The sequence below is a fragment of the uncultured Nocardioides sp. genome, from assembly GCF_947489365.1.
GTDB lineage: Bacteria > Actinomycetota > Actinomycetes > Propionibacteriales > Nocardioidaceae > Nocardioides.
The window spans coordinates 463,013-484,230 of record NZ_CANLDB010000003.1 but is presented as its reverse complement, the minus strand read 5'-3'; the positions used below and the strand labels follow the sequence as shown (position 1 = coordinate 484,230).

The window sequence follows — 21,218 nt, the reverse complement described above, 5'->3', positions numbered from 1 at the left end:
TCACGACAGGGGCTCCGCCACGCGGTCGAAGACGGCGCCGCAGTCGAAGGCCTCGACGTCGGCCTCGGGGGCCTGGAAGTCGCCGACGTTGTCGGCGGTGATGAGGAACTGCTCGGCGAAGAAGGCCCGGTCCTCGTCGCTGATGTCCTCGACGGGGAGCTCGCCGGTGGCGGCGCAGTAGCCCATCGCGAGGCCGACGCCACCCTGCCAGGGGCCGTCGCTGCTGACCGTGGCGGTCATGTCGCCGTCCTCGATCGCGGTGAGCGCGTCGGGCACGGCGTCGATGCCGGCCACGGAGACCTCACCGGCGCGACCCGCGGCCTCGAGGGCTTCCAGCGCGCCGAGCGCCATGTCGTCGTTCGCGGCCCAGATCCCGGTCACCTCGTCGCCGTACCGGTTGAGCAGGGTGCGGGTCACCTCGAGCGCCTCGGCCCGGGAGAAGTTCGCGGTCTGGTCGTCGAGCAGCTCGACGTCCGGGTTCTCCTCGAGGGCCGCCTCCAGACCGGCGAAGCGGTCCTGCGCGGCGGCGGTGTCGAGCACGCCCTGGAGGGCGATGATCCCGCCGGAGCCGCCCATGTCGTCGACGAGCGCCTGCCCGATCTGCTGGCCCGACTCCTGGCCGTCGTACGTGATGTGGCTGACCCAGCGGTCGTAGTCGACCGGGTTCAGGTCGGCCGGCTTGTTCCACTGCGTCACCAGGAAGGCGCCCGCCTCGTCGGCGCCCTGCACGATCGGCGGGGTGTCGGCGTCGCCGTTCGGGAGGATGTTCATGACCAGGCAGTCGGTGTCGCCGGCGAGCACCTGGCGCACCTGCTCCTGCTGACGGGTCGAGTCGCCGTCGTAGGTCAGGCGCTCCTGCTCGAGCCCGACGGACTCGGCGAACGCGTCGCCACCGTCCAGCCAGGACGCCTCGTAGGGGTTGGACTCGTTGCGGACCTGACCGACCAGTCGGACGTCCTCGGGGGCGCAGGACTCGCCGGCGCTCGCGGAGTCGCCACCGGCGGCCTCCTCGCTGCACCCGGTGAGGGCGAGCGCGGCCAGGGACAGACCCACCAGCGCGGCTGCGGGTCGTGAGCTGAGCTTCATGGTTGTTCCTCGATCTCTCGTGCCAGCGGTGTGGCGGGATGGGTCCGAGACGGTGGGTGGGGGACGGGATCGGTCAGCGGGACATCCAGCCGCCGTCGACCACGAGCACGTGGCCGTTGACGTAGTCGGCGGCGGAGGAGGAGAGGAAGACGGCGGCACCGGCGACGTCCTCCGCGGCACCCCATCGACCGGCGGGGATCCGGTCGAGGATCGCGGCGGACCGGGCGGGGTCCTCACGCAGTGCGGTGGTGTTGTCGGTGGCGATGTAGCCCGGCGCGATGGCGTTGACCTGGACCCCGGCGGGCCCCCACTCGTTGGCGAGCGCCTTGGTCAGGCCGGCGACGGCGTGCTTGCTCGCGGCGTACGACGCCACGCGGATGCCGCCCTGGAAGGACAGCAGGCTGGCGATGCTGACGACCTTCCCGTGGCCGCGCTCGACCATCGGCCGGCCCAGCTGCTGGGTGAGCAGGAACAGGCCCGTGAGGTTGACGTCCAGGACACGGTCCCAGTCGTCGCGCGCCACGTCGACGGCGTCGGCGCGGTCGATGATGCCGGCGTTGTTCACCAGCACGTCGACCTCGCCGGCGGCCAGCACGTCGGCCGACACCTGGCCGATGACGTCGTGGTCGGCGAGGTCGAGGTCGAGGACCTCGGTCCTCGCACCCTCCGCCTCCAGGGCCTGCGCGGTCCCGTCCTGGGCGCCGGGGCGACCGAGGAGGACCACGTCCGCCCCGGCCCGGGCGAGCCCGAGGGCCACGGCGCGGCCGAGACCGCGGCCCGCGCCGGTGACGACGGCGCGCCGCCCGGTGAGGTCGAAGGGCGACCGGGGCGCGGTCGCCGGCTCGGCGAGGGCGGTCACAGGTCCTCCAGCGCGACCGGGGTGAGGTCGGTGTAGGTGGTGTTCTCGCCCGACATCGCCCAGATGAAGGCGTAGCTGCCGGTGCCGGCGCCGGAGTGGATGGACCACGGCGGCGAGATGACGGCCTGGCGGTCGGAGACGACCAGGTGGCGGGTGGCGCCCGGCTGGCCCATGAGGTGGAAGACGCGGTCCTCGGCGTCGAGGTCGACGTACATGTAGACCTCGGTGCGACGGTCGTGCAGGTGCGGCGGCATCGTGTTCCACACGGAGCCGTCGGCGATCACGGTGACGCCGAACTGGATGCCCGCGGTCTGCAGGTCCTGGCCCCAGGCGTACCGGAAGAGCTGCCGCTCGTTGGCGCAGTGCGAGCTCCCGAGGCCCAGCGGCTCGACCTCGGCGTGGCTGAGCGCCGTCGTCGGGTACGTCGCGTGCGCCGGCGCGGAGACGAAGTAGAAGGCGGCGTCGGCCCCGGCGAAGGTGACCTCGCTGCCGCGGCCGACGTACAGGCCGTCGAGGTGGTCGAGCTCGAACTTCTCGTCCCCGACCAACACGTGGCCGGTGCCGCCGACGTTGATGATGCCCAGCTCGCGGCGCTCGAGGTGGGACTCGACGCCGAGCTGGTCCCACGCGGGCAGGTCGAGCTCGTCCGTCCCCGGCAGCGCGCCACCGACGACGAGCCGGTCGTCGTGGGTGTAGACAGCGTTGACCTCGCCGGCGACGAAGAGGTCCTCCACGAGGAACTGGTGTCGCAGATCGGCGGTGGTCGCCGTCTCCACGCTGGACGGCGATGCCGAGTGTCGGACCTGCACCTGAGGCTCCTCGCAATTTCGTGAACTTGGTTCGCGTTTGTGAACTGCGTCGGAACGTACAGGTGACTGAGGTCACGGTCAAGGGATCAAATCTGGTTCACATCCGTGGACACGGGTTAGATTGTCTTGACACGGCTCAGGGGCAGCCTGCTTATTCACACCAGGAGGTGCAGAGATGCTCCAGGAGACGACCACAGGGAAGACGGGGACGGGCTCGGCGGCGGGGCCGGTGAAGTCCGCGGCCCGGGCCCTCGACCTGCTCGACGAGATCGCGACCCGGGGGCCGGGGACGCAGCTGCAGCTGTCGACGCGACTCAGCATCCCGAAGAGCAGCCTGCACGCGCTGCTGCGCACCATGACCGACCGCGGGTGGCTGCAGACGGACCCGACGGGCAGCGTCTACCAGCTGGGCCTGCACTCGCTGGTCGTCAGCTCGGCCTACCTGGCGGAGGACCCGGTGGTGACGCGTGCGGCCCCGATCCTCGACGAGATCGCGGCCGCCACCGGCGAGACGGTGAACCTCGGCCGCCTGGCCGGCAACCACGTCGTCTACGTGTCCAAGCGCGAGTCAGTGCACCCGCTGCGGATGCACTCGGCCCTCGGCCGGCGGCTCCTCGCGTGCTCCACCGCGCTGGGTCGCGCGATCCTCGCCGACCTCCCCGAGCCCCTGCGGCACGACCTGGTGCCCGACACGATCCCGACGCTCACCTCACAGACGACGACGGACCGCGGCGCGCTGCTCGGCCTGCTCGACGAGGCGGCCGACCTCGGCTACGCCCGCGAGAGCGACGAGTCCTGCATCGGCGTGCGGTGCTTCGGGATCGCCCTGCCCTTCTCCCGGCCGGCCGTCGACGGCATCAGCGTCGCCGTCCCGATCAGCCGTCTCGACGACGGCCGCGAGGACCTCGTCATCGAGACGCTGCTCAGCGTCAAGGCGCGGCTCGCCGCCGAGCAGGGCAACCGCTACGTCCGCTGACCGCCCCCGCGGCACGACCCCTGGACAGCGGCGTCCCGGGTGTGTTCACTGTGTTGACCGTCAGGTCACACTCTTGAACCGAGGTCGTCTCCGTGATCACCCGTCGTCCGAGGCCCGCGCTGCTCGTCGCGCTCCTGCTCGTCGTCACCGCCGCCTGGGGAGGCGCTGCCCGCGCCGGCGCGCCCCCGGACTCCCCCGCCGCGACCGCGGCCACGACGTGGGTCGTCGACGCCGTCGACGACCAGTTCGGCAACCGGTGGTTGACGCAGGGCGCGGCTGACGACCGGGACGCCGCCACGACCACGATCGCCGTCGGCGACACCGTCGAGTGGCGCTTCGACCGGGCTGCCCAGGAGCACGACCTCACCTCCCGCGACAGCGCGTCGACCTGGGCCGACCCGCTGCAGGAGTACCGGGTCCCCGGCGGCGCCCCGATCCGCCGCACCTTCACCGAGCCCGGGACGTACGAGTACCTCTGCGCCATCCACGGCGTCACGATGCGCGGGACCGTCGTGGTCACGGAGCCTGGGAACACGCCCCCGACGGCGAGCCCGACGGTGGAGCCGCTGACCGGCCCCGCTCCCCTGCCTGTTCACCTCACCGCCGCCGCGAGCGACCCCGACGACGACCCGCTGACCTACCGCTGGGACACCGGGGACGGCCGCGTCCTGACCACCGACCACGCCATGCACTCCTACGAGCGGCCGGGGACCTACGCCGTGACGCTGGAGGTCTCCGACGGCCGCGGCGGTGTCCACCGGGAGGCCTTCTCGGTGACCGTGACCGGGGAGGCCGCCGTGACCGCCGTGGCCGACCGGACCAGCGGCCCCGCACCCCTCACCGTCCGGCTCACCGGGTCGGTCGCCGACGAGCACCAGGGGTCCGGTGTGCGGTACCGGTGGGACCTGGACGACGGCGGCGCACCCGTCGCGGGCCGCACCGTGACCCACCAGTACGACGACGCCGGCAGCTACACCGCGACCCTCGAGGTCACCGACGCCGGAGGCGTCGTCGGCACCGACTCCGTCGACCTGCTCGTCGGGGGCGGCGAGCCCCTCCCGCAGGTCACCGCGTCGGCCACCCCGCTCGACGGCGCCCGGGAGGTCGGGTTCTCGGCGGGGGTCCGCACCGCCGGCGAGGTGACGCCGTACGCCGCGGGGACGGACGCCTACCCCGACCTGACCGGTTTGGCCTCGATGGCGCGCGGTCGCGGCTCGACCGTGACGACCCTGCGCGTCGCGGGCCTGAAACCCGGCGCCGCCCACCTCGCGCACGTGCACGAGCAGCCCTGCGGGGTCGAGGACGGCGGGGCCCACTTCCGCTTCGACGAGACCCAGCCGTTCGCGGAGGGCAACGAGATCTGGCCGTACTTCACCTCGTCCGCCGCCGGCAGCAGCGGACGGGTGGTCGAGACGTCGGACCGCCGGGCCGGACCGCGGGCGGTGTCGGTCGTCGTCCACGACCCCGACAACCCGGCGCGGCGCATCGGCTGCGCCGACCTCGGCCCGGACACCGCCGACCTCGCCTACCACTGGGACCTCGGCGACGGCACCACCAGCCGGGAGGCCGACCCCGTCCACGTCTACGCCCGGCCGGGCACCTACACCGCTCGCCTGACGGTGACCCGCCCCCACACGGACGGGCACACCGGCGACCACGAGTCCGTGACTCGCACGGTCCGCGTCCGGGTGGGCGCGCGCGTCGCCCTGACGGACGGTCCCCGCGGCACGACGCGCTCGACCGGGGCGACCTTCCGCTTCACCGGCGCCGAGGTCGGCACGTTCCTGTGCCGCTTGGACGAGGGCGGTTGGCGAGGCTGCGACTCGGGTGTCCGCTACTCGGGTCTCGCCGACGGTCGTCACACCCTCGCGGTGCGCACGACCGACCAGGACACCGACCCGACCCCGGCGACCCGGACCTGGACGGTGGACACCACCGGCCCGACGGTGGGAGTCGTCGCACCGACCGGGCGGACCGCCGCCCGCCGTCCCACCGTGCGGGCCCGGTTGCAGGACCGGTGGTCCGCCGTGCGGCCGGGCACCGTGACGCTGCGCGTCGACGGCCGCCTCGTCGCCGGACCGCGGTACGACGCCGCGACCGGTCAGCTGCGCGGGCGACCGGCGAAGGCCCTGTCACCGGGCCGTCACCGCGCACGGGTCGTCGCCGCCGACTCGCTGGGCAACCGCACCGCGCGCGAGTGGACCTTCCGCGTCACACGCTGAACGGTCAGCGGCGGGTGGCGCGGACGAGGATCCACCCGAGGAACACGACGACGCCCACCAGGATGAGCAGGACGAGGAGCAGCTCCATGCTTCCGAGTCCGATCATCGCCTCAGTGTGCTCCCGGGCGGCGCGCGTGTGAAGGGACGCGTCGGGTGGTCGACCACTCGCCGGATCTCGTGGCTCGGTCGCTGCGCGACGCTCGCACCTCGATCTCCGGGCTCCCGTTGGTCGAGCAGCACTCGAGCGCAGCGAGCGCGCGTCGTCGAGACCGCAGCGTGGTGCGCGGGATCTCGTGGCTCGGTCGCTGCGCGACGCTCGCACCTCGATCTCCGGGTGGGACCGGTCGCCTCACTCGCGCCGGGGGTGGGCGGGTGGTGGTCTGGTCTCGTGGACGTGGCCGGTGGGGGTGGTGGTCTCCACGACGTGGGTGCCGTCGGGGTCGTGTCGGGTCTTGGATCGCCATCCGGGCGCCTGCTTGGCGTAGTTGCACGCCTCGCACAGCCCTTGGCCGTTGTCAGCGGACGTGGGGCCGCCTTCCTCGACCGGCGTGGCGTGGTCGGTGTGACGGATGGGGGCTCCGCACCAGGGGTTGCGGCAGTACCTGTCTCGGCGACGCAGGAACAGCGCGAGGAGCAGAGGGAAGCAGCGGGCCGCGGACTCCATCGCGACCAGCTGGCCGGTGGCGGGGTCGGTGAACAGGCGCCGGAACACCCCGAGGGTCTCCACCGCGTCGGCGGTCAGCGAGCGGGCGAGGTCGGCGGGGACCTCGCCGTACCCGTCGACCCACCCGAACGCGTTCGAGTGCTGACCCTCGTGACTGCCGTCGGGGAGCAGTGCGTCCAGCGGGACGGTCACGTCGACGTGCACCGGGACCGGCTCGGCGACCGGGTCACGGCCGGTGACGCGGCCGACGAGGGTGTCGGCCATGACCTGACCCCGCGACCGCCCGTCACCCGCAGCGCGGGCCTGGTCCGCAGCCAGCTTCAGCGCCACGATCACCGCGACGCCTTCCTTGACGGGCAGCAACGCCGAGAGCCGCAGCATGGTGTCGGGCGCGGGTCGGGACGACACGTGGCGGTCGGCCTCCGCGGCAGCGCGACGCCGGACCGCACCCGCGGGGTCCGCGGCACACGCCAGGGCTTCGGCGGCACCGCGGGCCTGCCAGTCGTTCATCTGACACAACCGCTCGGCCCGCTCCGGGTCACCGGCGAGCTGGGCGTCCACCCCACGGCGGTCGTCCAGGTCGAGCCACACGATGCGGCCCAGGATCAGCGACACCCGCCGCTCGGTCAGACGACCCTGCCGCCACAACGCTTCGAGGTGCGGCAGCGCCGCGACCTCACGCGCCAGACCCAGGTGCGCGGACCCCCGCGACGGCGGCTCACGGCGCGCCAGCGCGATCTGGTGCCCGATCCCACGACCCACCCGCGACCCACGCACGCCCGCGGCCTCCTGACGGGCGACCGCGGCGGCGTACACACCCCGCGCCGCCGTCGCCTGCGCCGACTCCGCGACACACTTCAGGGTCTCCAGCTCACCGATCACGTCGATCAGGTCCACCTCGCAGGCACCCCGCGAATCGAGCGCGCCGAGACCACGGACGAAGGCCCGCGCAGCAGCCACGGGGTCCTCCCGCACCATCGTCTCGATCGGCGAAGTTTCGCTCATGTGTTCGATTGTATTCTCGACCACCGACAACGAATACCCTGAGCGAGCATTCTCCGGAAATCTGTGGAGAACGTTCTCCCCACTAGGGTGACCTCGATGCACACCCCGGACGTCGAGCTCGACCTCGACGACCTGCGCGCCGTCAGGACCTTCACCGTCGCCTGCGCCCGGCGCGTCCTCGACGTCTTCGAGAGGGCCACGCCCGGGGACGACCGCCCACGCCAGGCGGTCGACACTGCCCGAGCCTTCGCCGCCGGAGGGCGACGCACCCACGCCCTCCGCACCACCGCCCTCGCCGCGCACCGCGCGGCCCGCGCGCAGGACGACGTCGGCGCGCACCACGCGGCGATGGCCGCCGGGGACGCCGCGGCGTCGGCGTACCTGCACCCCCTGGCCGAGGCGACGCAGGTCGGCCACATCGTCCGCGCCGCGGCGCACGCGGTGCTCGCCGTCCCCGAGGAGGGCCTGACGGAGGAGGTCCTGGCCCTCGCGGACGAGCGGGTCCGGGACGTCCTGTCGCGCTACCCGCGGAGCCGTCCGGGCACGACCGCGGCCGGCCGCCTCGCGCACGACCTCGACGGGCGGCTGCGCCGGTGATCCTGCCGCCGGTCCGCGACCCCCGGCTGATCACCGTCCGCCGGGGCGGCAGCCTGACCGACGACGACCACCGCCTGCTGGCGTTGTGGGCGGCCACGTGCGCGGAGCGCGTCCTCCCGCTGTTCGAGCGCGAGCAGCCCGACGACCCCCGTCCCCGGGAGGCGATCGAGGCCGTCCGGGCGTGGACCCACGGGGAGCTGCCGATGATGGCCTCGCGCGCCGCCGGCGGTCACGCGATGGGGGCCGCGCGGCCGCTGCGGGGCGCCGCTCGTCTCGCGGCGTACGCCGCCGGCCAGGCCGCCTGCGTCCCCCACGTCGCCGAGCACGACCTGGGCGCCGCGGCGTACGCGATCAAGGCGGTCCGCGCCGACCGCCCCGGGGACGCCGGGGACGCCGACGCCGGGCGCGCGGAGCGCGACTGGCAGCGGGAGCGCCTCCCCGCGGCCGTGCGGGACCTCGTCCTCGAGGACCAGGAACGTCGCGACCACCTGTGCTGGCACGTCTTCTCCGACCCGCCAGTTTGAGAACTGTTCTCATCATGGCTACGGTCGCGGCCATGCCTCGACCCGACAGGCCCGGCCAGAAGCGCCGCGCCCCCATGCTCCCCCGCGACGTCGCCCACGTGGACTACAAGGACGTCACGCTGCTGCAGAAGTTCGTCACCGATCGCGGCAAGATCCGCGCGCGTCGGGTGACGGGGCTGACGCCCCAGCAGCAGCGGAGCGTCGTCAAGGCGATCAAGAACGCCCGGGAGATGGCCCTGCTGCCGTACGGCCCGACGCGCTGACGGGGCGCGGGCTCCGGCGTCAGCCCCGGATCGACCCGGCACCGAAGGCGCGCAGCTCCTGCGGCCACCGGCACGCCACGGCGAGGGCGCCGGTCCAGCGGCGCGCCTCCTCCTCGGTCTCGACGTCGATGATGGCGAAGCCACCGAGCCACTCCGCGGGCCGGGAGTACGGCCCGTCGGCGACGACCAGCTCGCCGCCGGTCGCGTCGGCGTGCGCCAGCGGCGGCGTCTCCTCGAGGCCGCCCGCGAAGACGAGGACGCCCGCGGCCTTCATCTCCTCGGAGAGCGCACGCGCGTCGCGGGCGATCTCGGGGAAGTCCGACGCGGGGTAGTCGGGGACCCACTGCTGGTTGAAGAAGATCATGTACTCAGCCATGGGTGGACCGACCTCGCGACGTCGCCGAAGTCATCGGTTCAGCGGCGCTGCTGCTGCTGGCTCTGCTGCACCTCGGCCGTGAGCCGCTGGGCCAGCGTCTGCTTCTGCTGCACCGGCAGGACGGCGGCCTGCGACTCGATGAGCCGCAGGGTGGCCGGGTCGGAGCGGGTCATCTCGCTGGACTGCAGCAGGATCACGCCGGCACCGGTGAAGTCGAACTGGCGCTCCTCGCCCGACGTCCGGCCGAAGATCCCCTGCGCGGCCGACATGAGGTTGGCCGCCATCCACGCGGCGTCGTGGTGGTGCGACGGCGCGGGGCAGTCCGCCCACCCGAGCAGCGCCTCGGGGTCGGCGCGGAACGGCGGCTCCTTGAAGATCACCGGCCCGTTGCTGCTGGCGAGGAACTTCCCGGTCCCGATCAGCGTGACGAAGCCCGGCACGATCGACTGCTTCAGCTCGAGGCCGGCGTCGAAGGCGAGCAGGTTCGTGGCCTTGATCGTGAGGTTGCCGGCGTCGATGTCGTAGCTGTTGACGTCGAATCCGCGGTCGGCGAGCACCAGCTTGCCCTGGCCGTTCGCGACCACCCAGTCCTGCACGTAGATCGGGCTGGAGAACTGCGCCGCGACCCACGCCTCGCGGGAGGCGAACGCGGCGATCGCCTCGAAGGTGATCCGCCCGTAGTAGGCGATCATCGCGCCCTTGGAGATGAACCAGCTGCCGTTCAGCGCGACGCTGAAGGCGTACGGGTTCACGTTGTCGTTCTCCGGCAGGGTCGCTGCCGTCCACGTCTGGTCGAGCTGCAGCATCGTCGGCTCCCCTGCTCAGAACTTCTGCTCGGACGGCTGGACGTAGGCGTCGCCCTGGCCGGTGAGGCGCAGCTTGAAGGCCTCGCCGCTGCCGCGGCCGACGGCGTCGCGCAGGCCGACCTTGCCGGTCAGCTCGACCTGGACGTTGCCCTGGTGCGCGACGTACGCCTGGGGGTCGATGAAGACCTCGCCGTTGACGGGCATCCGGATCGCCCCGCCGTGGGACAGGATCGCGACCGCGCCCTGCCCGCTGAGCTGGGACGTCACGAGGCCCTGCCCGGTCATCGCGCCCTGCGCGAGGCCGCGGAGACCGCCGCTGCCGATCTGCATCAAGGACAGCTGGATCGAGTGGTCGTAGGCGAGCAGGCGGTCGGCCTCGATCGTCAGCGGCGCCTGCGGCGTCAGCTGGACGACGTCCACGTGGAGACCCTGGTAGCCGTACAGGACCGTCCCCTGGCCCTCGGCCGCCATCATCTGGTTGGACTCCCCGCTGAGCATGCCGGTCATGACCCCGGCCATGCCGCCGCGCGGGCCCGCCGTCCCGGCGAGGGGGCGGAAGAAGACCTGGCCGGAGTAGCCGAGCATCGCACCGCGGCGGGCTACCCAGCGGCTCATCTGGTCCACCTGGACCTCGACGACCTTGCTGTTGACGAGCTCCATCTCACGCACCCCGCTCGGCCGGCTGGAGGAAGACGGTGCCCTGGCCGGTGAAGCGCTGGGTGAACGCCTCGCCGTTGCCCTCGCCGACGAAGGTCCGCCAGCTGACGCCGCTGATCAGGTTCATCTGCAGGTTGCCCTGCGAGGCGACGTACGCCTGCGGGTCGACGAAGACCTCGTCGCCGGCGACGCTGAGCGCGATCATCGGCCCGTCGGAGAGCAGCGCAACCTCACCCGAGCCGCTGACGACGGTGGTCGCGACGCCCTGGCCGTTGCTGAGGTTGGACAGGCCGATGAACTTCACGTCGGTCTGCAGGCCCTGGGTGAGCGCAAGCAGGGAGTCGGCCTCGACGGTGAGGGTCTCGTTGTTCAGCTCGACGCGGGTGACGTACTGGCCGTCCTCGGCGAGCATCACGTGACCGGCGCCGCTGACCTCCATGAGGGACAGGCCCTCGCCGGCGACGCGCTGCTTGAGCGCGGCGCGGAAGCCGCCCCCGCCACCCATGCCGGCGTTCTTGAAGTCGACCTTGCCCTCGTAGGCGACCATCGACCCGGTCCGGGCCCTGATCGTCTCGCCCTGGAGGTCGACGTGGAGCACGCGACCGTCCGCTCTGAGCTGTCCCATGCAGGAGTCCTCTCTCGCAGGGTGGGCACGCACCCCCCGGTGCGGCCGGAGGCACAGTAGCGCCGGGGACCGACGGTGGGGAGTCCTTTCCCCGCACGCGCCGCGACAGTCGCTCAGTCGGACGTCGTCACCCGGGTCAGCCACTCCCCCATCAGTGCCCGCTCGGCCGCACTGAGGCCCTCCAGCCCGGGCAGGACGGCGGCGAACGTGACCGCGACCGCGCGCGGCGTCGACGCGGGGACCACCGGCGCGGACTCGACCAGCACCGCGGCGAGGGCGTCGTACATCGCGTCGGCGAGGCCGACGTCCCGCTCCTCCGGCGGGGTGCCGAGCAGGGCTAGGACGGTCCCGTGGCCGGCGGCGTGCACCATCCCCACCGCCCGCTCCTCGTCGACCCGCAGGCGTCCCGCCGCGGCGACCCGACGGACCCGGCGCCGGAGCACCGCGATGCCCGCCGCGGTCGCCGGGGAGCGCTCGCCGCCCGGCCGGCGGCCCAGCAGGGCGTAGAGCCCCGGGTTGGCGAGACCGAAGTCGACGTGCGCCCGCCAGGCGTCGCGCAGCGCGACCACGGGGTCGCCGTCCTCCTCGTCGTCGACGCGCTCCCCCTTCGCGGCGACGTACGACGCCATCACGTGCTCGGCGAGGGCGTCGACCAGGCCGTCCTTGTCGCCGAAGAGCCGGTACAGCGTCGGCGCCTGCACCCCGGCGGCGTCGGCGACCGCCCGCGTGGTGACCCCGTCCGCCCCGACCTCGCGCAGGAGGCCGGCCGCGGCGTCGAGGACGGCACGTCGGACGGGGGACTCGGGGGCACTCGGCACGATCCGATGCTAACCCGCGCTTGCTATCGCCGCTAACAACCCGCAGGCTGGTGTCGTTATCACCGATCACATCAAGGGAGTACCAATGATCATCGTCACCGGGGCCACCGGCACGCTCGGCTCACAGGTCGTCGAGCGACTGCTGCTCCGCGTCCCCGCGGACCAGGTCGGCGTCAGCGTCCGCGACCCCGGGCGCGCGGAGCACCTCGCCGCCCGCGGGGTCAGGGTCCGGGAAGGGGACTTCACCGACCCCGCGTCGCTCGCGCGCGCCTTCGAGGGGGCGACCCGAGCGCTGGTCGTGTCTGCCGCGATCCGCGGCGACGGGGCGGTCGAGGCCAACTGCGCCGCGATCGACGCAGCCCGCGCGGCGGGCGCCGGACGGGTGGTCTACACCAGTCACCAGGCGGCGTCGCCCGACTCGCTCTTCGCGCCCCAGCGCACCCACGCCGCGACCGAGGCGCACCTGGCCGGCCTCGACGTGCCGTTCACCGCGTTGCGCAACGGCTTCTACGCGAGCTCGCTCGGACTGTTCGTCGGCGACGCGCTCCGGACGGGGCGGCTGGTGGCCCCGGCGGACGGGCCCGTCTCCTGGACCGCCCACGCCGACCTCGCCGAGGCTGCCGCGGTCGCGCTCACCGGGTCGGACGACGCCACGACGCTCGACGGCGTCACCCCGCCGCTCACCGCGGCCACGACGCTCGACCTCGCGGCCGTCGCCGCGCGGCTGACCGAGATCAGCGGCACGTCCGTGACCCGCGTCGTCGTCCCCGACGAGGAGTGGCGCGCGCAGGCGGTCGCGGCCGGCATGCCGCCCGGCGCCGCCGACTTCACGCTCGGCATGTACGCGGCCGCACGCCGAGGCGAGTTCGACGTCGTGGACCCGACGCTCGGGAGCCTGCTCGGGCGGGCGACGACACCCGCGGAGGACGCCATCGCGGGCATCGCCGCCGGATAGGCGCCTACTCCGGCGGGAGCCCCTTGCCGCGCTCGGCGTACAGCGCGAGCGTCCGCTCGTGCGGGATCACGCCGCACCGCTCGGCCCACGCCTCGTACGCCGCCGACAGCTCCGCGACGAGGTCGGGGTGCTCGGCGGCGAGGTCCCGGGCCTCGGCGCGGTCGGCGGGCACGTCGTACAGCTCCCAGCCCTGCCCGTGCTTGCGCACCAGCTTCCAGGAGCCGCGGCGGATCGCGGAGTTGCCCTCGTGCTCCCACACCAGGTCCCGCTCCCCCGCCGTGCCGCCTCGCAGGGCGGGCAGCAGGGAGACGCCCTCGGCCGGGGGGACGACGTGGCCGTCGCGCTCGGTCGGGTACGACGCCCCCGCGGCGTCCAGGAACGTGGGCAGCACGTCGACGAGCTGCGCCGGCTCGGTCACGAGCGTGCCGCCGGCCTCGCCGAGCCCGGCGGGCCAGCGCACCAGCAGCGGCGTCGAGATGCCGCCCTCGTGCACCCAGTGCTTGTACTCGCGGAACGGCGTGTTCGACAGGTGCGCCCACGCGCGGCCGTAGGACTGGTACGTCGACTCGGGGCCGGGCACCAGGCCGGGCACGTTGCCGGCGACGACCTCCTCGCCGTCGCGCGTGGTCGGCTTGATCGGCACGAACGCGGTCACGAAGGCCTCGTCCAGCTCCTCCGCACAGCCGCCGTTGTCGGAGAGGAACACCACGATCGTGTTGTCGAGGCGTCCCGCGCGCTCGAGCGCGTCGAGCACCTCCCCGACGCCGGCGTCCATGCGCGAGACCTGGGCGGCGTACGTCGCCATGCGGGCGGCGTCCCAGGCGCGGTGCCCGGCGTCGTCCCACGCGTCGTCCCAGGCGGGCACCCGCGGGTCCCGGGCGGCGAGCTCCTGGTCGGGCTCGACGATGCCCTCCTTCACCAGGCGCTCGAGGCGCTGCTCGCGCAGCACGTCCCAGCCCTCGTCGAAGCGGCCGTCGTACGCCGCGATGTCGGCCGCCGGCGCCTGCAGCGGCCAGTGCGGCGCGGTGTGGGCGAGGTAGAGGAACAGCGGGTCGTCCGGACGCTGCTCGGCGTGCTCGTCGATGAAGCCGACGGCGGCGGAGGTGATGGCGTCGGTGTAGTAGAAGTCGGGGTCCAGCCCCTGCTCCTCGACGTTCGTCTCCTGGTCGTGGAGGGTGCGCGGCTGGTAGAAGCTCCCCGCGCCCTCGAGCGTCCCGTAGAACCGCTCGAAGCCGCGTCGCGTCGGCCACGAGTGGTTGGGCCGCTCCATGTCGGAGGCGACGTGCCACTTGCCCGACAGGTACGTCGCGTAGCCCGCGTCGCGCAGGGCCTCGGCGACGGTGACGGACTCGTCGGCGAGGTCCCCGGGATAGCCGTCGGGCGAGTCGTCGAAGTTGAGGATGCCGACCCCGACCTGGTGCGGGTGGAGGCCGGTCAGCAGCGACGCGCGGGACGGCGAGCAGCGCGCCGTGTTGTAGAACTGCGTGAACCGGGCCCCCTCCCGACCGATGCGGTCGAGGTTCGGGGTGTCGATCTCGCCGCCGTAGCAGCCGATGTCGCTGAACCCCATGTCGTCGGCCAGGATCAGGACGATGTCGGGCCGTGCCTGCTCGCTCATCGGGCGCCCGCCTTCACGCGGGTGTCGGTGATCTCCTCGGAGTCGAGGTCGCGCCAGCGGGTCTCCGGCAGGAACGCCAGCGAGACCAGCGTGATCGCCGCCATCGCCATCACGTAGACAGCCACCGGCCAGGACTGGCCCGAGTACGCCGCCAGCAGCGACGTGCCGATCACCGGCGCGACGGCGCCGGAGGGCAGGACGCCGAGCTGGTAGACCGTCGACATCCCGCTGTAGCGGACCCGCGTCGGGAAGAGCTCGGCGAAGAACGCGCCCTCGGCCCCGAACATCATGCAGGCCGCGAACGCCCACCCGATGACGACGGCGATGGTGATGAGCAGCGGGTCCTTCGTGTCGACCAGCCACATGATCGGGAAAGCCGTCACGAACGCGATGCCCGCGCCGGCGGCGAAGACCGGACGGCGCCCGATCCGGTCCGACAGCGCGCCGGAGGCGAGGATCACGGCGAAGCCCACGACCGCCGCCACGATGAGCGCGTCGAGGATGACCTTCGGGGCCAGCGCCAGCGTCGCGACGTACGCGACCAGGAAGGCGTTGTAGATGTTGAACGTCACCGACTCGCTCATCCGCGCGCCCATGCCGAGGAATGTCGCCCTGGGGTGCTTGACCAGTGCCTCGAACGCGGGGACGCCGGCGCGCTCGTCGGCGCGGACGACCTTCTTGAAGGCCGGGGGCTCGTCGATGCGCATCCGGATGAACAGGCCGATGCCGACCAGCACGATGCTGGCCAGGAACGGGATGCGCCACGCCCACTGCACGAGCGCCTCGTCGCCGAGGAACCCGAGGCCGCGCACGGACAGCGTCGACAGGAGCAGCCCGATCGGGACGCCGAGCTGCGGCCAGGCGCTGAACCATCCGCGCTTGTCGTCCGGCGCGTGCTCCACGCAGAGCAGGACGGCGCCGCCCCACTCGCCGCCGAGGCCGATGCCCTGCAGCATCCGCAGCGCGACCAGCAGGATCGGCGCGGCGATGCCGATGGTCTCGTACGTCGGCAGCAGGCCCATGCAGAACGTGGCGCCGCCCATGATCATCATCGTCACGACGAGCATCGGCTTGCGGCCGAGCTTGTCGCCGAGGTGGCCGAAGATCACCCCGCCGAGCGGGCGGGTGACGAAGCCGGCGGCGAACGTCGTGAACGCCAGCAGCGCCCCCGTGGTCGGGTCGGACGTCGGGAAGAACTGCGTCGCGAAGACGAGCCCGGCGATCGTGCCGTAGAGGAAGAAGTCGTACCACTCGACGACGGAGCCGATCAGGCTCGCCGCGGCGACGCGCTTGATCGGCGCCTCGCCCTTGCCGTCGGCGTCGACCGGTGCGGATGTGCTGCTCATGCGGACCTCGGGTTCTGCTACTGTCCCGACCTACGGGACGCTGTCACGTCTGGCGGGACACCACTCTGTGGTCGGACCCCGTCGTCGTCAAGCACCCCCGCGCACGGGGGAGGAGGAACCGAGGTGAGCGAGCAGCTGCGCCGCGCCGTGACCCTGCTCGACGAGCTCGCCCGGGGCGAGCCCGCCCAGTCGATCCGGGCGCTCGCGGAGACGACCGGCCTCTCGAAGAGCGCCGTCCAGCGGTCGCTGGCGAGCCTCGTCGAGGTGGGTCTGGCCGAGAAGCACCACTCCGGCGCCTACGCCCTCGGCCCGCGCACCCTGGCCCTCGGGACGGCGTACCGCCGACGCATCGACCTCCGCGCGACCGCCATCCCGGTCATGACGCGGCTGCGCGACGTCACCGGCGAGACCGTCGGGCTGTCCACGCCCGTCGGCGACGAGATCCTCCACGTCGAGCAGGTCGAGAGCCGCTCCGAGCTGCGTCGCACCTTCGAGATCGGCCGCCCCCTCCCCCTGTGGTGCGGGGCCCCGTCACGGGTGGTCCTCGCGGCCCGCACGGACGACGAGGTACGAAGGGTCGCGCACGCCCGCGACGGGGCGACCCTGACCCCGGCCGCCCCTCCCCCGCCCGACGAGCTCGTCCGGCTGGTGGAGCGCTGCCGCGCCGACGGGTACGCCGCCGCGCTCGGCGAGACCATCGCCGGGGTCAACACCCTCGCCGTCGCGGTGCACGACGCCCACGGCGACGTGCACGCGACCCTCTCGGTCACCGGCCCCGCGACCCGCTGGGACCGGGCCGCGATGACGGCGACGCTGCCGGACTGCCGCGACGCCGCACGCGAGCTCAGCCGGGCTCTCGGCGCGAGCTGCTGAGGGCCCGACCTAGTCGACGACCCTGATCGTGCGGCGCTCGGCCCCGAGCTGGCTGCGGACGACGGCGGTCAGCTCCTCGACCCCCTCGTCCCGGCCGTCCCTGCGGGTCGGGATCGTCACGGTCACCGACGTCCTCCCCGGTCGCACCGTGCCCCCGATGTTCGTCTCGCGCGAGTGGAGCGGGGTGCCCGGCGGACCGGGGCGGAGGACGTGGCGCTTCACCCACGCCGACGGGAGGTCGCCGACCGCCAGCTGCGGCCCGCGGCCGCGGGTGGGCTGGACGTTCACGTAGACGGGGTAGCCGACCGGCTCGGACAGGGTGACGGTGGCGGTGATGGGCTGCCCCTCCCGGACCCGACGGGGGGTCCTGGTCGTCGTCCCGGGGCTGGGGTCGTCGTCCTCCACGACGACCCGGCCGTCGTAGACGTCGGTCATCGCACCGCGCACCGCGAAGGCACTGAGGAAGGCGGCCCGCCCGTCGCCCTCCTCGCCCCCGTCGTCGTCGAGGTCGTTCGCGCGGTAGGTGAGCGGGATCGACCCCTCGGTCTGGCCGGGGGCCAGGTCGAGACGGATCCGGGACTGCTGCTCCGGCGACTGCAGGTAGGACTCCAGGCCGATGGTCAGGCGGGCGGGCCGTGTCAGGGTCCCATCCACGGTGAAGGGCACCCGTGCCGTCGCCGGCCCGTTCCCGTCGCCCTCCGCCACCGTGACCGACCCGAGGCTGACCGTGGCGGCACGCCGCTCAGGCACGGCCGCCAGCGTGGTCGGCGCCGCCGCGACGTCCAGCACCCACACGTGACCCCGGCCGTTGCGCGCCACGAGGTCGACGCGGGTGACGCGCGACGCGTCGAGCCCGGGGGCCGACGACGCGTCCGCGAGGACGGTCTGGGCCCAGCGCTTGCCCACGTACCGGTCGAGCGGGAGGGCCGGGACGAGCCCGCCACCCTGCGGGGTCACGGTCGCCGTCCCACCGTCGGCGTCGGTCAGGCGCAGCCGGATCCGGGCGTCACCGACGGTGGGGTCGACGATCGTGCGCAGCTCGAGCCGGTCCTCGGAGAGGTCCAGCGGACGACGCAGGACCATGCCGGCGCTCTGTCCCGTCGCGTCCCACGTCATCTCGAACGCCGTCCGCGGAGGCGCGTACTCAAAGTCGTCGTACCAGTGCGGCGCGTTCCCGCGGAGCCGGCGGCTGGTGCCGCAGGCGTTCGCGGACCCCTCGGCCGTCACCCCCCGGCAGAAGCGGCTCGTGGCCCCGTCGGCGAGCGACAGTCCGGCGTCGAGCGCGGGGCGGCGCAGCTCACGGCCACCGCCGATGGCGTGGGAGAGGACCTCCGCGTCACCGATCGAGGGAGGCACCACCGTCGACCCGTCGTACAACGGCAGCACCGCGGCCTCGTCGCGACCGGTGAAGAGCTGGACGGCGCCGGCGACGTACGCGACGCCGACCTTGCGCTGCTCCCCCGCGCTCAGCCGGGTCGGCGAGCGCCTGCCGCAGACCTCGTTGCCCCTCCCGCCGCCGAACCAGTCGTCGTTGGCGGGCGCCACGGCGATCCCCGGCGTCCACTCGGTGTTGAAGAAGTTGTGGTTGGCGCCCAGGACCAGCACCGAGCTCTTCAGCGACGAGTCGTCGCCGAGGCCGAGGTCGCGGGAGGAGTCCGTGAACCGCTGGCCCTGGAGGTCGTAGACGTCGCCGTCGCAGTAGGGCAGCACCGTCACGGTCGGGACGTACGGCGCGGTCTGGGTGCCGAAGTCCGTCGGCGCGAGCAGGACCTGCCCCGCGATCCGGTACGGCGCGTCGAGCGGCACCTGGATGGACGCCCGGTCGACCCCCTCACCGCCGCGGCTGTGCCCGACGAGCACGACCTGGTCGAGGTCGACCTGGCGCTCGAGGGCCATGCCGGCCCAGTGGTCGAGGTGGCGCTGCACGATCGCCGCGCGCGCGTCGGCGCCCCCGTCGGCGAGGCGGAAGTCCTGCGCGTTGATGCCGTTGACCCGGATCGACACCGTCGCGTAGCCCTGCGAGGCCAGTCGGCGCTGCATGTAGTCGTACCCGAGCTGGCTCGGGATCTCCTCGAACGGCGCCGGGCAGGGCCACTGCCCGGTGTACGCGTCGGGCTTGTCCGGCCGGTAGCAGACCGCGTGGCGACCGTGGAGGAACAGCACCAGCGGCCGGGGCCCGGTGGCCGCGTCGGGCGCGGGCTCGACGGTGTGGCCGACCATCTCGATCGGCTGCCGCATCCCCGGCAGCTTCACCGGGTCGAGCTCGTAGTCGTCGGTGACCACGTCGAACGCACCGGGTGCGGCCGGGTCCACCGCCAGCTCCGTCGTACGACGGGGGGCCGGGGTCGCCGCCGACCCCGGGGTCGCCTCGCTCAGCGCGTCGACGCCGGGCTCGTCGAGCCGGTCCCCGGAGAGAACGACGTCGAGCGTGTCGACGTCCGGCTCGCCCTCGGAGCGGACCGACGCGACGACGGTCCGCCCGTCCTCGCGCACGGTGGAGATCCCCACCGGCCCGTCCGGCCCGGTGATCGTCGGCCGGTCGGAGGTGAGGGGGAACCGCCGCGGCGAGGTCCACGACACCTCGTACGCGCCCCCACCGAGCGGGGTGACGCTCCACCGGCTCCCGCCCACCGCGACCCCGGGACCGGCCGGGTCGGGCTCGGCCGAGGCCACCGGACCCGCGGTCAGCGTGAGGGCCGCAGCCAGGACGACGGTGGCGGCGGCGCGGAGCCGTCGGGGGCGGGTGTGACGGCTCATCGTGGGCTCCGCTCCGTAGGCGCGGAGAGAGAGGACCACGGCGAGGGAGCCGTTGTCACCCCTCCGGGTCGAGATCGAGGTGGACGCCGTCCGCCACCCGGTACGGCGAGGTCGCGACGAGCGCGCCGGCCACGCGCCGCAGGCGGGAGACCTCGGCGCGGACGGTGACCTGGTGCTCGTCGTCGCCGTACAGCCGGCGGGAGAGGTCGGCGGCGGTCAGACCGTCGGGTCCCGCGGCGTGCAGCGCCCGCAGCAGCGTCTCGTGGCGCGGCGACAGCGGCGTGTGCCAGCCCTCGGCCCCGCCGCTGCCGTCGACCTCGAGGACGGCGCGGCCGTCGCGGCGCACGATCCGGGCGGTCACGGCCAGGCGCTCGCCGCGGGGCCGGACGAGCCAGCCCTGGGCGAGGCGCTCGGGCAGGCACAGCCCCAGCCCCGGGACGGCGAGGGCGCGGTGCTCGCTCGGGACGGCGATCCGGTCCCGCACCGTGACCCCGGAGTGGTGGGCGACCCAGCCGTGGTCGTCCACCAGCAGGTGGGGCCCCGAGAGCCCGGCGAGCACGTGCTCGGCGGAGCGGCGCAGGCCGCGCAGCCGCTCCTCGTGACGGTGCAGCAGCTGCGCCTCGGCGAGCCGGGTGGCGGTGTCGACGAGCGCGATCAGGGCGGGGTGCAACGTCAGCGCCGGACCGCTGACGTCGACGATCCCCAGCAGCGCCCCGGTGCGCGGGTCGTGCACCGGCGCCGCCGTGCAGTACCAGGGGTGCTGGTCGGTCTCGAAGTGCTCGGCGGAGAACAGCTGGACGGGGGCCTGCTCGGCGAGCGCCGTCCCGATGGCGTTGGTGCCGACCTGGCCCTCGGTCCAGGCGGAGCCCTCGAGGAACCCGAGACGGTCGGCCTGGCGCAGGACGCCCGGCGAGCCCTCGCGCCACAGGATGACGCCGTCCGCGTCGGTGACGACCACGATGAAGTGGGCGGCGTCCGCGACGCTGGTGAGAACCGAGCGGATCTCGTCGACGACCAGCGCCAGCGGCGACGTGCGGCGCCGCCGCTCGAGCTCGGCGGCGACGACCGGCCCGCGGGGGTTGGTCTGGCTCGGGTCGAGGCCCAGCTCGAGCACGCGCTGCCACGACCGCGTGACGACCGGGCGGGGGCCGGTGGCCCGCGACGACCCGCCCATGAACGCGTCGTGCACGCGACGCAGCGACCGGGCGTGCAGGTCGAGGTCCGTGCCGGCTCGCACCGCTGCCGTCGGCGTCACCGGGGCCTGGACCGTCATGCGCGGAGCCTACGTCCGCGGTGTGATCGGGGCCACAGGCCGAACGGCCCGGATTGCAACGCGCTGCAACCCTTCCGCTGCCGCGCCGGAGGGAGTTGTGTGAGCCCGA

The 21,218-nt window shown here is 73.7% G+C and carries 20 protein-coding genes; 7 read left to right on the top strand and 13 right to left on the bottom strand.

What is annotated here, in order from left to right; all coding sequences use genetic code 11:
* The 3 genes from Q0858_RS11470 to kduI form a co-directional block, all read right to left on the bottom strand.
* Complete coding sequence (locus Q0858_RS11470) at window positions 1-1,086, bottom strand: sugar ABC transporter substrate-binding protein (RefSeq protein WP_299054208.1); 1,086 nt, start codon at window positions 1,084-1,086, stop codon at window positions 1-3.
* 73 nt (window positions 1,087-1,159) lie between these two features.
* Entirely contained in the window at window positions 1,160-1,945 is a 786-nt protein-coding gene (kduD, locus tag Q0858_RS11465; RefSeq protein ID WP_299054205.1) for a 2-dehydro-3-deoxy-D-gluconate 5-dehydrogenase KduD, read from the bottom strand.
* Complete coding sequence (gene kduI, locus Q0858_RS11460; protein ID WP_299054202.1) at window positions 1,942-2,754, bottom strand: 5-dehydro-4-deoxy-D-glucuronate isomerase; 813 nt, start codon at window positions 2,752-2,754, stop codon at window positions 1,942-1,944. The genes kduD and kduI overlap by 4 nt, the downstream gene beginning before the upstream one ends.
* Window positions 2,755-2,929: 175 nt before the next feature.
* On the opposite strand from kduI, the gene Q0858_RS11455 reads away from it, so the two are divergent.
* Window positions 2,930-3,730 carry an IclR family transcriptional regulator gene (locus Q0858_RS11455; protein ID WP_299054199.1) on the top strand — a complete coding sequence of 267 codons (801 nt, stop codon included), beginning with the start codon at window positions 2,930-2,932 and terminating at the stop codon, window positions 3,728-3,730.
* Window positions 3,731-3,822: 92 nt separating this feature from the next.
* Window positions 3,823-5,952: a PKD domain-containing protein gene (locus Q0858_RS11450; RefSeq protein ID WP_299054196.1), complete on the top strand. Its 2,130-nt coding sequence runs from the start codon at window positions 3,823-3,825 to the stop codon at window positions 5,950-5,952.
* A gap of 349 nt (window positions 5,953-6,301) precedes the next feature.
* On the opposite strand, the gene Q0858_RS11445 is transcribed toward Q0858_RS11450, so the two are convergent.
* Window positions 6,302-7,621 carry an HNH endonuclease gene (locus Q0858_RS11445; protein ID WP_299054193.1) on the bottom strand — a complete coding sequence of 440 codons (1,320 nt, stop codon included), beginning with the start codon at window positions 7,619-7,621 and terminating at the stop codon, window positions 6,302-6,304.
* A gap of 96 nt (window positions 7,622-7,717) precedes the next feature.
* On the opposite strand from Q0858_RS11445, the gene Q0858_RS11440 reads away from it, so the two are divergent.
* From Q0858_RS11440 to rpsR, 3 genes are read left to right on the top strand one after another with little or no spacing between them, the layout of a single operon-like run.
* Window positions 7,718-8,218: a putative immunity protein gene (locus tag Q0858_RS11440; protein ID WP_299054190.1), complete on the top strand. Its 501-nt coding sequence runs from the start codon at window positions 7,718-7,720 to the stop codon at window positions 8,216-8,218.
* Entirely contained in the window at window positions 8,215-8,742 is a 528-nt protein-coding gene (locus Q0858_RS11435; protein WP_299054187.1) for a putative immunity protein, read from the top strand. The genes Q0858_RS11440 and Q0858_RS11435 overlap by 4 nt, the downstream gene beginning before the upstream one ends.
* Before the next feature lie 32 nt (window positions 8,743-8,774).
* Window positions 8,775-9,005, top strand: coding sequence for a 30S ribosomal protein S18 (gene rpsR, locus Q0858_RS11430; RefSeq protein ID WP_299054184.1), 231 nt, complete (start codon window positions 8,775-8,777; stop codon window positions 9,003-9,005).
* A 19-nt stretch (window positions 9,006-9,024) separates the two neighbouring features.
* Here the strand turns inward: rpsR and Q0858_RS11425 are convergent, their stop codons facing one another.
* The 5 genes from Q0858_RS11425 to Q0858_RS11405 all read right to left on the bottom strand — a co-directional run bounded on the left by Q0858_RS11425 (window position 9,025) and on the right by Q0858_RS11405 (window position 12,287).
* A complete protein-coding gene (locus Q0858_RS11425) occupies window positions 9,025-9,381 on the bottom strand; it encodes a YciI family protein (protein WP_299054181.1) in 357 nt (118 codons plus the stop codon).
* A 38-nt stretch (window positions 9,382-9,419) separates the two neighbouring features.
* Window positions 9,420-10,187, bottom strand: coding sequence for an AIM24 family protein (locus Q0858_RS11420; protein ID WP_299054178.1), 768 nt, complete (start codon window positions 10,185-10,187; stop codon window positions 9,420-9,422).
* A 15-nt stretch (window positions 10,188-10,202) separates the two neighbouring features.
* Window positions 10,203-10,847: an AIM24 family protein gene (locus Q0858_RS11415; protein ID WP_299054174.1), complete on the bottom strand. Its 645-nt coding sequence runs from the start codon at window positions 10,845-10,847 to the stop codon at window positions 10,203-10,205.
* Between the two features lies 1 nt (window position 10,848).
* Window positions 10,849-11,469, bottom strand: a complete 621-nt coding sequence (locus Q0858_RS11410) for an AIM24 family protein (protein WP_299054172.1) — start codon at window positions 11,467-11,469, stop codon at window positions 10,849-10,851.
* Window positions 11,470-11,582: 113 nt separating this feature from the next.
* A complete protein-coding gene (locus Q0858_RS11405) occupies window positions 11,583-12,287 on the bottom strand; it encodes a TetR/AcrR family transcriptional regulator (protein WP_299054169.1) in 705 nt (234 codons plus the stop codon).
* 85 nt (window positions 12,288-12,372) lie between these two features.
* Here Q0858_RS11405 and Q0858_RS11400 point away from each other — a divergent pair, with 85 nt between their 5' ends.
* On the top strand, window positions 12,373-13,242 hold the full coding sequence (locus Q0858_RS11400) for an NAD(P)H-binding protein (protein WP_299054166.1): 870 nt from the start codon (window positions 12,373-12,375) through the stop codon (window positions 13,240-13,242).
* A 4-nt stretch (window positions 13,243-13,246) separates the two neighbouring features.
* On the opposite strand, the gene Q0858_RS11395 is transcribed toward Q0858_RS11400, so the two are convergent.
* Together Q0858_RS11395 and Q0858_RS11390 are read right to left on the bottom strand one after the other, a co-directional pair.
* Complete coding sequence (locus Q0858_RS11395) at window positions 13,247-14,860, bottom strand: arylsulfatase (protein ID WP_299054162.1); 1,614 nt, start codon at window positions 14,858-14,860, stop codon at window positions 13,247-13,249.
* Complete coding sequence (locus tag Q0858_RS11390; RefSeq protein ID WP_299054159.1) at window positions 14,857-16,206, bottom strand: MFS transporter; 1,350 nt, start codon at window positions 16,204-16,206, stop codon at window positions 14,857-14,859. The genes Q0858_RS11395 and Q0858_RS11390 overlap by 4 nt, the downstream gene beginning before the upstream one ends.
* A gap of 123 nt (window positions 16,207-16,329) precedes the next feature.
* On the opposite strand from Q0858_RS11390, the gene Q0858_RS11385 reads away from it, so the two are divergent.
* A complete protein-coding gene (locus tag Q0858_RS11385) occupies window positions 16,330-17,079 on the top strand; it encodes an IclR family transcriptional regulator (RefSeq protein ID WP_299054156.1) in 750 nt (249 codons plus the stop codon).
* Between the two features lie 9 nt (window positions 17,080-17,088).
* On the opposite strand, the gene Q0858_RS11380 is transcribed toward Q0858_RS11385, so the two are convergent.
* Window positions 17,089-19,836: a hypothetical protein gene (locus tag Q0858_RS11380; RefSeq protein WP_299054153.1), complete on the bottom strand. Its 2,748-nt coding sequence runs from the start codon at window positions 19,834-19,836 to the stop codon at window positions 17,089-17,091.
* Between the two features lie 55 nt (window positions 19,837-19,891).
* Window positions 19,892-21,109 carry a GAF domain-containing protein gene (locus tag Q0858_RS11375; RefSeq protein ID WP_299054151.1) on the bottom strand — a complete coding sequence of 406 codons (1,218 nt, stop codon included), beginning with the start codon at window positions 21,107-21,109 and terminating at the stop codon, window positions 19,892-19,894.
* Between the last annotated feature and the right edge of the window lie 109 nt (window positions 21,110-21,218).

Bases quoted from the DNA above. Each gene is read 5' to 3' on its own strand.
- Q0858_RS11470 (WP_299054208.1), bottom strand. From the start codon at position 1,086: ATGAAGCTCAGCTCACGACCCGCAGCCGCGCTGGTGGGTCTGTCCCTG.
- Q0858_RS11455 (WP_299054199.1), top strand. From the start codon at position 2,930: ATGCTCCAGGAGACGACCACAGGGAAGACGGGGACGGGCTCGGCGGCG.
- Q0858_RS11445 (WP_299054193.1), bottom strand. From the start codon at position 7,621: ATGAGCGAAACTTCGCCGATCGAGACGATGGTGCGGGAGGACCCCGTG.
- Q0858_RS11440 (WP_299054190.1), top strand. From the start codon at position 7,718: ATGCACACCCCGGACGTCGAGCTCGACCTCGACGACCTGCGCGCCGTC.
- rpsR (WP_299054184.1), top strand. From the start codon at position 8,775: ATGCCTCGACCCGACAGGCCCGGCCAGAAGCGCCGCGCCCCCATGCTC.
- Q0858_RS11425 (WP_299054181.1), bottom strand. From the start codon at position 9,381: ATGGCTGAGTACATGATCTTCTTCAACCAGCAGTGGGTCCCCGACTAC.
- Q0858_RS11420 (WP_299054178.1), bottom strand. From the start codon at position 10,187: ATGCTGCAGCTCGACCAGACGTGGACGGCAGCGACCCTGCCGGAGAAC.
- Q0858_RS11415 (WP_299054174.1), bottom strand. From the start codon at position 10,847: ATGGAGCTCGTCAACAGCAAGGTCGTCGAGGTCCAGGTGGACCAGATG.
- Q0858_RS11410 (WP_299054172.1), bottom strand. From the start codon at position 11,469: ATGGGACAGCTCAGAGCGGACGGTCGCGTGCTCCACGTCGACCTCCAG.
- Q0858_RS11400 (WP_299054166.1), top strand. From the start codon at position 12,373: ATGATCATCGTCACCGGGGCCACCGGCACGCTCGGCTCACAGGTCGTC.
- Q0858_RS11395 (WP_299054162.1), bottom strand. From the start codon at position 14,860: ATGAGCGAGCAGGCACGGCCCGACATCGTCCTGATCCTGGCCGACGAC.
- Q0858_RS11390 (WP_299054159.1), bottom strand. From the start codon at position 16,206: ATGAGCAGCACATCCGCACCGGTCGACGCCGACGGCAAGGGCGAGGCG.
- Q0858_RS11380 (WP_299054153.1), bottom strand. From the start codon at position 19,836: ATGAGCCGTCACACCCGCCCCCGACGGCTCCGCGCCGCCGCCACCGTC.
- Q0858_RS11375 (WP_299054151.1), bottom strand. From the start codon at position 21,109: ATGACGGTCCAGGCCCCGGTGACGCCGACGGCAGCGGTGCGAGCCGGC.